Origin of the sequence: Maridesulfovibrio sp. (genome assembly GCF_963676065.1) — a bacterium.
Taxonomy (GTDB): Bacteria; Desulfobacterota; Desulfovibrionia; order Desulfovibrionales; family Desulfovibrionaceae; genus Maridesulfovibrio.
This window is the reverse complement of record NZ_OY780933.1, coordinates 397,432-410,211: the sequence shown is the minus strand read 5'-3', so window position 1 is coordinate 410,211 and position 12,780 is coordinate 397,432. Positions and strand designations below refer to the sequence as shown.

General features: G+C 50.2%; 9 protein-coding genes. 8 read left to right on the top strand and 1 reads right to left on the bottom strand.

Annotation, left to right across the window (positions count from 1 at the left end):
- Positions 1-5: 5 nt before the first annotated feature.
- The 6 genes from ACKU35_RS01790 (at position 6) to ACKU35_RS01765 (ending at position 9,168) form a co-directional block, all read left to right on the top strand.
- The gene (locus tag ACKU35_RS01790; RefSeq protein ID WP_319762562.1) at positions 6-2,315 is read left to right on the top strand and encodes a type VI secretion system tip protein TssI/VgrG; all 2,310 of its coding nucleotides are present in this window, start codon (positions 6-8) and stop codon (positions 2,313-2,315) included.
- Between the two features lie 12 nt (positions 2,316-2,327).
- Complete coding sequence (locus ACKU35_RS01785; RefSeq protein ID WP_319762560.1) at positions 2,328-6,161, top strand: DUF2169 domain-containing protein; 3,834 nt, start codon at positions 2,328-2,330, stop codon at positions 6,159-6,161.
- Positions 6,158-7,219, top strand: a complete 1,062-nt coding sequence (locus ACKU35_RS01780; RefSeq protein WP_319762558.1) for a pentapeptide repeat-containing protein — start codon at positions 6,158-6,160, stop codon at positions 7,217-7,219. Before ACKU35_RS01785 ends, ACKU35_RS01780 begins: the two co-directional genes overlap by 4 nt.
- A gap of 111 nt (positions 7,220-7,330) precedes the next feature.
- Positions 7,331-7,954 carry a DUF3540 domain-containing protein gene (locus ACKU35_RS01775; protein ID WP_319762556.1) on the top strand — a complete coding sequence of 208 codons (624 nt, stop codon included), beginning with the start codon at positions 7,331-7,333 and terminating at the stop codon, positions 7,952-7,954.
- Positions 7,955-7,971: 17 nt separating this feature from the next.
- Positions 7,972-8,376, top strand: coding sequence for a DUF4150 domain-containing protein (locus ACKU35_RS01770; RefSeq protein ID WP_319762554.1), 405 nt, complete (start codon positions 7,972-7,974; stop codon positions 8,374-8,376).
- Between the two features lie 18 nt (positions 8,377-8,394).
- Positions 8,395-9,168 (top strand): hypothetical protein, encoded by a 774-nt coding sequence (locus tag ACKU35_RS01765; protein WP_319762552.1) that lies wholly within the window; start codon positions 8,395-8,397, stop codon positions 9,166-9,168.
- 2 nt (positions 9,169-9,170) lie between these two features.
- On the opposite strand, the gene ACKU35_RS01760 is transcribed toward ACKU35_RS01765, so the two are convergent.
- A complete protein-coding gene (locus ACKU35_RS01760) occupies positions 9,171-10,625 on the bottom strand; it encodes a type VI secretion system contractile sheath domain-containing protein (RefSeq protein ID WP_319762550.1) in 1,455 nt (484 codons plus the stop codon).
- Positions 10,626-10,822: 197 nt separating this feature from the next.
- Between ACKU35_RS01760 and ACKU35_RS01755 the strand changes: the two genes are divergently transcribed.
- Positions 10,823-11,395, top strand: coding sequence for a type VI secretion lipoprotein TssJ (locus tag ACKU35_RS01755; RefSeq protein WP_319762548.1), 573 nt, complete (start codon positions 10,823-10,825; stop codon positions 11,393-11,395).
- Positions 11,396-11,398: 3 nt separating this feature from the next.
- Entirely contained in the window at positions 11,399-12,778 is a 1,380-nt protein-coding gene (gene tssK / locus ACKU35_RS01750; protein ID WP_319762547.1) for a type VI secretion system baseplate subunit TssK, read from the top strand.
- The last annotated feature ends 2 nt before the right edge of the window (positions 12,779-12,780 follow it).

Sequence of the window (12,780 nt, the reverse complement as noted above, 5' to 3'; positions counted from 1 at the left end):
ATTTTATGGCAGACAGCTCCAAGCCCAAGTTTGTTTTCGAGTCCAAGGGTGCGGATAAGAATACCTTTAGCGTGGTCCGTTTTAAGGGCACCGAAGGCTTATCGACTATCTATCGGTTCAGCATCATGCTGATTTCGGATAAAAATGATCTCGATCTGAATTCCATCCTTCAGAATCCCGCGGAGTTCACCATCAAGCGTGATGATGGGGATATTCCGTTCAAGGGAATGCTTTGTTCGTTTGAACAGCTCCATCAGGCCGGGAAAGTCTGTTTTTACAGGGCTGAGCTGGTTCCGAAACTCTGGTGGGCCACCTTGACCCATTGTAATCAGATTTTCCTGAATGAGAATGTGCAGGGGGTCCTCGGAGATGTGCTTAAAAAGGCCGGTCTCAAAGAAGGTTTGAATTTTGATTTCAAGCTACAGAGCTCCTACCCCTCGTGGGAGTATGTCTGCCAGTACGATGAATCCCATTTTAATTTTGTCTCCCGCTGGATGGAGCGGGACGGTATGTATTATTATTTTGAGCAGACCGAGCAGGGTGAAAAAATGGTTATCACCGACACCCATATCTCCCATTCGCCTATGAAAGAAGGAACCAGCCTGACATATGCCCCGCCCAGCAATCTTGATTACACCCATCGTGAAGAGATTGTTAAGAATTTCATGCTCAAGCAGCAGCCTTTGCCGAAAAAGGTTCTGCTTAAGGATTACAACTACCGCAAGCCAAGCCTTGAAATGAAGGCCGAGGCCATGGTCTCAGCGCAGGGCATGGGTGAAATTTATATTTACGGAGAACATTTCAAGACCCCGGATGAAGGCAGCCGTCTTGCACAGATAAGGGCACAGGAATTTCTCTGTCGGGAAAAGCTCTTTCATGGTGTTTCCACGGTTCCTTACATACGCACCGGATATATTTTTGAGCTAAAAGATCACTACCGTCAGGATTTCAACCAGCGTTATCTGACTACCGAAGTGGTTCATGAAGGCAGTCAGGAAGCGTATCTTGTCTCCGGTCTGGGGCTTAATCTAGCGGAAGACGCGGACCGTCTGTACTATCGCAATTCATTCAGCTGCATCCCGGCCCAGACCCAGTACCGGGCTGAGCGCAAGGCAGTGAAGCCCAAGTTCTCAGGGACCATTAATGCCAAGATAGATGCTTCGGGCAGCGGGCAGTATGCCGAGCTCGATGGTGAAGGGCGCTACAAGGTAATTATGCCTTTTGACGAGTCCGGTCGCAGCGGCGGCAAGGCAACCACATGGCTGCGCATGGCCCAGCCCTACGGAGGCTCCAATCACGGCATGCATTTCCCTCTGCATAAAGGAACCGAGGTATTGATCACATGTGTAGAGGGAGACCCGGACCGTCCCATCATTCAGTCAGCTGCTCCCAATCCGGAAAATCCCAGTATGGTCAAAGATGCCAACCAGACCAAATGCGTTATCGTCACCGGAGGTCAGAACCTGTTCCATATTCAGGATAAGCAGGGCAGTGAGGGCATGCACCTTAAAACTCCTAAAGATAACACCTATGTGCGGCTTGGATCAGCTGCTGCTGAACCTGCGGGCGGCGAAAGCTCAATGTCCGAAGAAAAGGTAAAGCAGATAGCTGACGAGCAGATTGAAGCGAAAAAGAAAGAAGAAAGTCTGGCTCTTTCCACCGAGGGTAATATCAAGATCAACGGTAAAAACATTGCCAGCTATATCCTCGGCAATGAAAGCAAGGTTGTTGTGGGATTTTCGCAGCTTGTGAATATCGGTAACGATACCAAATTTTTCGGCGCTCTAAAGGAAGATATCGTTGTCGGTATGGAGACCGGAATAAAACTCGCCATACTCAATGAGATAACTGCTACAAAAAATGGGCTGGTGCTTGGTACCGCCCGCAGGCTCGAGACTGAAAAAGAAAACTTGCACGCTACTGTAGAGAAATTGGAAGGAGACTCAACGCAGTTAAGATTTCAATGTGTTGAACTTGTAGAAGCGCATCAGGAATTGAAGGGAGATCATGATAAGTTAGTCGGCCAGCATAATGCATTAGCCGGACAAACTTCCAGTCTGGCTGGGGAAGCCAACAAGCTGGCTGGAGAGTTGGAGAATCTCGCAGGTCAAGTTACTGAAGTTGCGGGTGATCTCTCAGAGGTTTGTGGGGAACTCACAAAGGTTGCAGGAAGTGAAACCGGGGTCTCCGGTAATGTAATAAAATCATGCGGAAACAAGACTGCTGCAATTGCGGCTTTTTCCGAAGTTTCAGCAGAGACAAGCAAAATATCCGGTGAAATTACCCGAATCGCCGGACTTGATACTACTATGTAGCCCCGGAGTCACATGAAGATATTCAAGGAAAAACAGCATTCGTTTTTTCCACGCCCGCTGGGCATCAGGGATAAGTATTACCTGAGTGTCGGGGTAATGGCTTTTTTTGATCTTAACGATCCCGGCAATCTGCTTGATGAACAGGAACTCTGGAAAACCGTGCCCACACAGCTCGGGCCTAAGCCGATCATAGATCAGGGTGTGCCTAAGCCTCGTGGTGAGTTTCTGGTCAGTGGTTCATGCTTCGCCCCGCGCGGGCAGTCCCGGCCCGCTTCGCAGGTGCAGGTGCGGGTAGGGGAAAAGGAAAAAACGCTTAGTGTTTTCGGCGACCGTTACTGGAAAAACGGACTGATTAGCGAGCCTGAATCTTTTGTCGAAATGCCCGTGGTCTGGGCCAACGCATTCGGCGGGCCGGATTACGCCAAGAATCCCCTTGGCAAGGGCATTGGAAAAGTAACGATGCCTGACGGTTCCGAGGCCGTGCCTCTGCCTAATTTAGAATTGCCGAGGCAGCAGATAGGTTCTCCTTCCCAGAAAGTGGACCCTGCCGGTTTTGGACCGCTTGATCTCATGTGGCCGCAACGGGCGCAGAAGAACGGAACCTACGATGAAAAATGGAAGAACGAACGCTGGCCCTTTTTCCCGGACGACATGAATTACGAGTTCTTCAATGCTGCGAGTGAAGATCAGTTCATGGACGGTTATTTCGAGGGTGGTGAGCATGTTGAAATAAAGAACATGCATCAGGATTTTCCGCTCATAGAAAGCGCGCTGCCCAATTTGCGTATGCGTTGTTTTGTTACCGTTAATAAAAATTTTAAACCGCATACATTTCCGGTGGGGCCATTGCCATCCCACCAGATAAGCGAAGGTGAGGAGTTTCGCGAAGTCTCAACCCGGCTGGAAACAGTCTGGTTTTTTCCCTCCATCATGCGCGGACTCCTCATCTATCGTGGAACAACTGAGGTGGTGGATGATGAAGGCGCGGATATTTTGCGGGTGCTGATTCGTCATGAGGAGCAGGGCACCGAACCGAAGTCAATTGAACATTACCGGGATTTACAGATAAAGCTTCTTGATCGTGGGGTGGATGTTGATATGTCCAAGGCGGAAGAAGCCGTGCAAAAGGCCCAAAAATCCCTGCTAAAAATAAAAAATATTCCTAAATTTGCGGATGAAATACGCCAGAAGGCTCTAGGCAACCGCCCGTCCATGCCCCCTCAGGAACCGGAAGAGGTAATTGCCGGTGCACAGAAGATGATAGCCGGACATTACAAGACTCTTGATAATCTGGAGTCTATGGCTCGCAAGGCTCAAGCTGAGCACGGGCATCTTGTAGAAATAAATCTTACGGTATTTGATAAGTTCAGGGGGAAGCTTGCTGAGATTGAAAAAAAACTGGCTTCAACCGGTTCAAAGCTGTCAGCTACAAAGAAAAAGCTCGAAGCATCGCGCAAGGCTGCGGTTAAAGAAGCTTCAACCAAACTTAAAGGGATCAAAGCGGAGCATCTTAAGAAAAACGGTCTTGATCCTGATGAACCGCTTTCTGCTGAATTTCCTTTTCATAAGAAGGTCAATCCGTGGCATGATCGGGGCTTTCCACTGATTGCGCGTTGGCGCAGGGCGCTGGAAAATGATCGCGAAACCATGAAAAAACTCACCGATCTCGGTATTGAGCGTAAGACTATCAAGCGTATGTGGCTGGGGGTTAACGGTGAAGTCCTGATTGAATCCCCGGCGAATTGGGGACTGGATGGCGATGATGAATTCACCGTTCCGGCTGGGCTGGTGCTGCCCCGTTTTGACGGTCCGGTACTAAATCATATCAAGATGAATCCGGGTACTTTTGCAGACGGCGAAGAGCAGCTTGTTCCCGGTTCAAATGAAGATCCGTTATTCCTGCCCAGTTCGACTCTTATCGATCTGCCGACTATGCCGGCGGCTGCTGCGGCCCCGGTAGTATGTGTGGCTGATGAGTTGCAGGCTTTGTTCATGGAACAGGAAGTAGGGGATTTCTGTTCCATTCTGACTCTTGAATCACCCAAGGACAAACCGGGCAAGGACGCGGCCAAGGAATTGAAAAAGGCTCTCGCGGTTTTGGTTGTCCAGCCTGAGAAATGGAGTGAGAACAGTGAATTTAGGAATGCGTGGGCTAACTGGCAATCCGCACTCAAAACAGCGCAGCCGTTGGAGTTGGAACATGGGCGAACTGTCTTTGAATCCAGCAAGCAGGGCAGCGACATTCGGCAGTGGGTGCTGGATCATTTGCCTGAAGAGCATAGGGCGGAGCACAGTATTAACATGGCTATGCCGGAAAAGGGCAAGCAGCCGGACGGTGATTTCCTGAAAGGTTTCATGCCCCCGTTCCCGGATGTGAAGGGCTTGGCAAAAGGTATCCATGCCGAGGTCAAGAAGAGCATGGAAGCGAAGTTTGAGCCTCTCAAAGCCAAGCAGAACGAAATGCTTAATCTTATGCGTGAGAAGGCTGAGAAATATTCCAAGCTGGGTGCTGATCCCTCTAAAGTGGTCCTTGGAGCCACAGAGCCGAAGCAGACTCCTACTCAATTAGGTAAAGATGCTGCCGCCAAAATCAGGAATCGGGCCGCAGAACTGACCAAGAGTAAACTGATTACCCCTGAAATTGCCGCTAAAATGGAAGCCGAAGCTTCGCGGGCAGAAAAAACAGGCGCCAAGCTTGATGCCCAGAAGGCGGAGCTATTCAAAAAGTTTGAAGCCAAGAAGATCGAATTGGCCGAAGGGCTCAAAAAGCTTGAAGCCAAAGAGTTACCCGATGATGCCGCTGCCAAGCTTGCCGAGCATGGTCTCAGTGCCGACTCCCTGCGCGTACTGACCCGTGAGGAGGTCCAGCGCAGATACGATCAGGGTAAATCTCTGGTTGGTGCGGTCCTTTCAGGAGTTGATCTTTCCGATCTTGATTTAAGTGGAGCGGATTTGAGTAAATGCCAGCTTAAGGGAACGAATTTCAAGAACTCGATTCTTGACAAGGTCAAGATGGAGCAGGCTCTGGCCATAGGTGCTGATTTCAGTAAAGCCTCTCTTCAAGGTGCTGATCTTGGACGCGGCTTGTTCAACAAAGCTCTGTTCGCCGAATGTGATCTCAGCAGAGCCAGCGGTGCACAGGCTATTTTTAAAGACGCGCAATTCCCCAGGGCCGTGCTTCGGGATGCCAATTTCGATATGGCGATTCTTGAAAAAACAGATTTCAGCGAAGCGGATCTTAAAGGCGCACGAATCAACATGTGCATGATCAGCGGTAATGCTGATAAAGTCGATTTCAGTCAGTCGACTATCAGTAAATCCATTTTCAAAGGGTCATCTCTGAATGAAGCCGATTTCAGCGAAGCATCGGTGAACGAAAGTCTGTTCAACGATGTTGAGGCCCATAAAATAAACTTTACTGACGCCAATCTGGATAAATTGCGAACCGGACGCAATTCTAATTTCAAGGATTCTGATTTCCGTAATGCGAGCCTGCATGGCGCGGCCCTGCGCGAGTCCGATTTTACCGGTTCTGATTTCCGGGGAGCGGATTTTGAAAACGGGATGATTGATAATTCACAGCTGGTGCGGGCAAATCTGAATGGAGTTTCCGCCAAGGGAGCGCGATTCACTAAAAGTAATCTTGAAGCGGCCACCATGCGCGCCGCCAATATACATATGGGCGGAATGCGCAAGACCAGACTGGTGGATACAGACCTGCGCGGCTCGAACCTTTTCGCTGTGGATTTCTATAAGTCCGTACTTGGTGGAACCCGTTTCGAGGCTGCAAATTTAAAACGCAGTCAATTGCACGGTAAACTGGAACTTCTGGAAGATGACTCATGAGCTTAATGAATCGAGAGCAGATATTGGCGGCCATCGCGGATAACCGGACTTTGCGCGATATTGATCTTTCTGGGGCGGACCTTTCCTGTGCCGATCTCACCGGGGGGCGATTTCACAATGTAAAATTGCATGGCGCGGATTTATCCGGGGCCAACATTCTAAAAACCGGATTCAAGAATTGCGAATTCAATGAAGCCCGGTTCAAAGGCACGGAGCTGACCAAGGTCAATCTTCAGGGAATGTGCTTTGCCGGAGCCTATTTTGAAGATGCCAAAATTCACATGTCCACATTGCAGAAGACCGATTTCAGTGGTGCGGATTTATCAGGGGCGGAGCTGACGTGGTCCATGGCTCAGCATTCCAGTTTTAAGGGCGCGAACATGCGTTCCATGAAGATAGTCAAGACCGTGCTGTCCCATTCAGATATGGACGGTGTCGATTTTTTCGGAGCAAATCTGGATCGTGTGGTTTTTAACGGCTCTTCGTTCAAGAATACGAAATTCAAGGGCGGAACTTATTTCAAGATGATGATGCGCGGCGCAGATCTGGAAAATCAGGATATTTCCGGCCAACTCTTCTCACAGGTCTTGCTGGACAGCGCAAATCTGCGCGGCGCGAATCTTTCCGGTGCTGACCTGACCATGTCCAATTTTATGGGTGCGGATCTTACAGGGGCCGATTTGTCCGGTGCTGTATTGCGTAGCTGCATGTTAAGTGGGGCTTCCCTGCGTGAGGCCGACTGCCGTCATGCGGATATGACCAAGTCTTATTTCGGATCGGTTGATGCTACTCTTGCTGATTTCAGCGGGGCGATCATGGTGCACGCTATTTTCAGCAAGGCCAATTGTCAGGCCGCAAAGTTTGTAGGAACCAGTCTGCAGCATTCTGATTTTTCGCATGCGGACCTGACCCATGCCGATTTCAGCCGGGCTTCCATGTACCGGGCCAAGCTGCATCGTATCATTGAGAAGGATACCCACTGGGACGGTGCGTCTCTGATAATGCTGCAGGGTACGGATAAAGATATGGAAGAAGCCGAAAACTGGGTGCATAATTAAGGAGTCTTTCGCCGCTTGAAATTGATCTCTGAGCGAAATTTAATAAACTATTTACGCTTTTGGCAGGGCATTTCGAGAGAAGAATCGATGCGTTAAAACAAGGGAGAGAATATGAATAATCTGGTTAAGAAACATGAGGCAGCCACACCCCAGCTTGAGTATGGCCGGGTGATTCTGGCTGATGGCGGTGTTGTGGTTGAAACTTCCCTTGGCGAGCTTGAAGCGCAAAAGGCGGTAAGTTGTCTGGTCTGTCCGGAAGTGGGCGATAGTGTTCTCGTCTCTGTAGATAAGCAGGGCGGCGTCTGGATTTTGTCCGTGCTGAGCCGGGCGGCTGAGACTGTCACATCTTTGGAAGTTGATGGTGATGTCGCGTTACGTAGCAAAAATGGGAGTTTGAGCATCGTTGCGGATAATGAGCTTAACTGCATTAGCGATAAAGCCGCTCTGCATTCCAATGAAGTTGAAATATCTGCGGGCAGAGTTTCGCTTACTTCGCGTTTATTCAGCAGTAATGTGGAACGGGTAAAAAAAGTAGCCGGAACTGTGGATGAGGTCAGCCGTGAATTTACGAGGCGGGCTGTTAATTATTTCCGTTTCACCAGAGAGCATGAGGATTGTCAGGCGGAGTCCCGTCGGCAATTGGTGGACGAAACCCTGACCGTGCAAAGTAAAAATACCATGATCGTTTCCGAGGAACACGTTAAAATAGACGGCGAATTGATTCATATGGGTTAAAACCAAAGGAGTACTAAATGTTTGCGCTTACTATGGGAGCCGGGATGGATATGGGTTTTCCTGATGTCTGCCTGACTCCGGCGGGTCCTGTTCCTGTGCCGATCCCCTATCCGAATATTGCCGAGTCGGCCACGTCTGCTCCGGCGGCGTATAATGTGCTTTGCGACTGCATGCCGACCCTTAATCAGGTTTCACTCGGGCTGGTCAGTGAAGGCGATGAACCCGGTGTTGAAATGGGTGTGGTTTCGCATCTGGAATCAGGGCAGACGGAGTACCTTGTCGGCTGCATTACTATCCTTGCCGATGGCATTCCCGTCCAGCGATTGACCAGTGTAACCGGTCAGAACTGTCTTGCGGTGCTGCCCAACGCACCCGGAATTTGTTCTGTGCCAAGTCAGGTGACGGTTTTAACTCTTGGATAAAGCCTCTGGAGGCAATACATGTCAAAAAGTGTTTTTATCTCAATTTTGGAAAAAGACGAAGCCAAGGGCAAGGGACTTTTCCAGACTGTTACCCGTTATGGGCTAGGTGTTAACGGTCATTTCTGGTCTGATAATCTTGAGAAAATGGAATGGGCCGGTCCGGTAGGCGAAATGGACAAACCTGAAGTCGGCGTATGGCTGATCAAAGGCGGTAAAGCCAGTTATGAAAATCCTGATATCCGTTTCGGACTGGGACTTTTAGCCGCGGCTGTACAGGCCCGGCGCGGACACGGTTTTCCCATTCTTTGTATCTGCGATGACGGCGATCTGGACCCGGCAACCCTGCCGACCATGCTGCGCGGAGCAGATGTGGTGGACGAGGCTAAGCTGGGCGTGAAACTGGCGGCCAAGGCCAATATCCCGATAAAAAAAGTTGATCTAGAACACCGTTTCGATCTTTATCCTTTGCCCAGTCTGGGACTCTGGATTGAGGTTGGACCTGCTCCCGGACATCAATGGAAAGGAGCGTTGCTGGGCGTGAGCGGCGGAGATATCGAAGCACACGGCGTTGGACCTGCCGGGCAATTGCCGCAAAAATGCGTGCTCAATTACCCCATGCAGGGTTTGAAAATGGAGCAGGGCGGCAAAGATTTTATCGGCTGGGCCGTTAAAAATGAGCTGGCTGAAAACGAATCATACTTCGTAAAAGTCTCCGGGACACCGGACGCACTGGTCTTCGGTGAATTCCCGGAGGGTGATGACGCGGAATTCTATTCACTTCAACTTAAATAATATTACCAGTTGAAGCCGAAGGTTATCGGTTCGTTGTTCCCGGTGATATCCATTCCCGGAGTCACGGAAATTTCAAGGGGGATCGTCGTTGATGAAGATTCTCCTTTTTTAATGGTCACGTGGTCCGAGGCGTAGCCTTGTTTTTGCAGGAATAAAGCAACCACTTCAGTGAGTTGAGATTCCGGTTGAACGAACTCATCACGTTTCTCAGTAGACAGTATGATAAGAAAATGGATCAATCTTGAAAGGTACAGGCGCAGGTTAAGCGGTCCTCCGTCGATGGAAACAGCCCCCAGAAAAAAAGCCTGATCTCCGTTGAAGGCGAGCGTATTGATGCCGGACTGCCGGAAATCCTTGATGCGTTCGGTTCCGATAGGAGGGTTGACCGGACTTGGTCTTGTCCCTTCAGCAAGAGGTAATCCTTCCAGCCGTATGGCGGAATGGTCGGCAAAGAGAGTCCCCCTGTCGAATTTGGCGAGGCTGTGCAGACAAAGAGCGGCCGCTGCCCAGACTGAACTTATCCAGAGCGGTCCCCGTTCGGAAAGTGATGTGTTGTCAAATCCCTGTTCCGGGGTATGCATGGTTCTTCCCATTACATTTCCGGCGCACCCCATGATCCAGCCCGCGGAGGGCTGCTGGCGCAGGGTTTTCCAGCGTCCGTATTCCGCTCCTTCCAGCAGGGAGGGAATAAACGGAAGTTTATCCACTGCGGCCCAGTTTTTCAGCTCAAGAAAACTAGGCTCGAAGGATACCATCGCCGGCGTGATCAAAAATTCCGCGAAATTCATCATTTTTTCAAGTATGTCCATGGATCGCGGGCTATTGCTCAACCCGTGATCCATTACAATTAGGTCCGGGGGTGTGGCGCTGTATACCTCTTCCAAACGTGCCAATACGGCTGGAAGATTGTTTTGGGAAATGGGTACCAGAGTGAAATTAACGTCAGTTTCACTGCCGGACGGAACCTGACGTGCCATCATTTCCAGACCGCGCCATGCGGATTCCATCTTCCTGAATTCAGGGTCGGCGAAGATTGCCTGCAACAGCTCTGTCTTAGGACGTTCCGGCGATTTGGGTGGCGCCGTCGAATGCTTCGGGGTTTCGCTGTCGACCATGGAAAGAATATCATCAAGCACGTTGGTTTCTTTTTCCGGGTGAGTTTTCGGCGATGCTGCCGGTGAGCCTGCTTCATCCATCCGGCTGACTATCTCTTTGAATTCAGCCGTGCGGCTGATGTTCTTCGGCCTGAAATCGGCCATTTTACTGATCGAGATATTAATGCTTGCGACCGGGAAGCGGGAGCGGTCAAGAGAGATATCGAGAGCGGGATTCAGTTCTGCGAGGGCAAAGTCTATATCAGCAGGATCAGTCTTGATAAGCGGAGGATTCTCCGATTCCAGAGATGGTGAAAAAGGGGCCAGTACAAGTAAGGAAAAAAGGGGCAGTTCTATATGCATGAAGACCTCGCAGGGATTGTGTTGCAAACAGGTATTGGGATCATATTAGCCTATATCGGTCTTCCTGGGCAATAAGGTGTTGAAAGTTTGTAGCTAAGTTGTATCCGGCATCGACATAAGGGTATTTTCCGTGTAAATTGGATTTAAGTACTAAGATATCTTTTGGTGGCTCCAACTATGCAAGCGGAGGACAGCTCGTGCGAGGCAGATTACTGATATTGCTGTTGTTATTTCTTATGCCTATTTACGGCTGTGGCGGGAATAAAAAACCGGTGAATCCCACAACTGTGACCACTCCCGCTTCAAGCCCTGAGCAAATGAAGTGGACCTACCAGATCAATGCCATCTCCTTTAAACTGGGGGTGGATAAAAATCTTAATCAATATGACGGAGCTGCCCATACCCTTTTACTCTGTTTTTACCAGCTTTCAAATCTAAGCAAATTCAATGAGCTGGCCGGAACTTCTACCGGCGTTGAAAAAATGCTCAACTGCACCAGTTTCGACCACAGCGTCACGCAGGTCAAACGTGAGTTCGTCCAGCCGGGACAAAACTCGACCATTGTCATGGACCGGGCCGAGGGAACCAAGTTTATAGGTGTGGTGGCGGGCTATTATGATTTACAGGGCAAGGGATCGCGTACATGGCAGATTCCCATGGATGTCAGCGAAACCGGAATGCTCTGGTGGGGGGATACGTGGTACGCTCCTGCCAAATTGGACGGTATGATAATCCTCGGGCCCCATGAAATACAAAAGGTGGGGGAGTAGGGAATGCACGGCGATAAACCTCTTTTCTGGCATCAGGGATTATTTTTGCAACCGCAGCACTTTCAGCTTTCGGATTTGCACCAGCTGCACCGTTTCCGGGCCATGCACCAGTACGGTCTCCCTTATTTCCGGGGGGTGACCGGGTTGAAAATCCGCGAGGGCGCCCTCGAACGCAGAAATTTTGAAGTAACTGAAGTCGAAGTCTTTTTTGAAGGTGGTCATCTGGTAAATTTTCCGGGAAACGCTATTCTTGAACCGCGTTCTTTTGATAAGGACTGGGAAGACGGCGGCAAGCCGTTCATGGTCTATCTGGGTCTGCGTAAATGGAGCTTTGAAGGCGGCAATGTTGCCGAGGTTGAGGATACTTCCGCTCTGGTTAACACCATGTTTGCGGTTTCCCCGGACCCGGTGGAACAGCCTGATTTACTGGGCAGCGGTCCGTCTGCGCAGCTTAAGCCCATGCGCTATGTTCTGCGCCTGTTCTGGGAACATGAGTTGGATGATCTGGGAGCTTACGAAATAATTCCTCTGGCCCGGCTTGAGCGTGATGTGCAGGACGTGCGGCTTGATGAAAGTTTTATCCCGCCGTGTATCACCCTGAATGCATCGGGCTGGCTGAGTATTCTTTTTCGGGATATCAGTGATCAGGTCGCTTCGCGCTGCCGACGACTGGAGCAGTATAAAAATCCGACAGGCCTTGATTCCGGTGATCTTGATTTCACATCCACAGTATTCCTTTTGGTTTTGCGTACCTTGAACCGCTATGCCCCGCAATTGGATCATTACGCCTCAGCTCCGCATATCCATCCGTGGCACGCGTTCGGGCTGCTGCGTCAGATTATCGGTGAGCTCTCATCTTTTTCACGGGAAATGTCCGCTCTTGGAGAAGGGCCGGACGGACAGAAGGTCCTGCCCGATTATGATCATGAAAACATCGGTCCCTGTTTTGAAAAAGCACGCGAGATCATCAGCAATATTCTGGACAGCCTGACCGCCGGACCGGAATTCATGAGTCAGTTTGTGTTCAGCGATCCATATTTCACCGTGGAATTGCCGGAACGGGCCTTTGCCGCCGGGAACAGCTTCTGGCTTCTGGTCAAGACCGAGAATCCTGATCAGTCCCTGCGTGAACTTATGAATGTCGCCAAGCTTTCGGCAACACGCGGTATGAGCAATCTGCTGGCCCGGGCAGTACACGGCATCGGTATGATCCACATGGAAAATCTGCCTCCCGGATTGCCCAGATCCAAGGGGTCTCTGTGTTTTCGCATTGATACAGAATCACCGCACTGGGAAGATGTGGTCCGTTCGGGAAGTCTTTCTCTTTACTGGGACAGCGCACCAAGTGATCTGGCAGTTTATATCGCCGCTATGAGAGGGTAAAG

Coding starts and splice junctions, on each gene's coding strand:
- tssK (WP_319762547.1), top strand. CDS start 11,399: ATGCACGGCGATAAACCTCTTTTCTGGCATCAGGGATTATTTTTGCAA.
- ACKU35_RS01760 (WP_319762550.1), bottom strand. CDS start 10,625: ATGCATATAGAACTGCCCCTTTTTTCCTTACTTGTACTGGCCCCTTTT.
- ACKU35_RS01775 (WP_319762556.1), top strand. CDS start 7,331: ATGAATAATCTGGTTAAGAAACATGAGGCAGCCACACCCCAGCTTGAG.
- ACKU35_RS01780 (WP_319762558.1), top strand. CDS start 6,158: ATGAGCTTAATGAATCGAGAGCAGATATTGGCGGCCATCGCGGATAAC.
- ACKU35_RS01785 (WP_319762560.1), top strand. CDS start 2,328: ATGAAGATATTCAAGGAAAAACAGCATTCGTTTTTTCCACGCCCGCTG.
- ACKU35_RS01765 (WP_319762552.1), top strand. CDS start 8,395: ATGTCAAAAAGTGTTTTTATCTCAATTTTGGAAAAAGACGAAGCCAAG.
- ACKU35_RS01790 (WP_319762562.1), top strand. CDS start 6: ATGGCAGACAGCTCCAAGCCCAAGTTTGTTTTCGAGTCCAAGGGTGCG.
- ACKU35_RS01770 (WP_319762554.1), top strand. CDS start 7,972: ATGTTTGCGCTTACTATGGGAGCCGGGATGGATATGGGTTTTCCTGAT.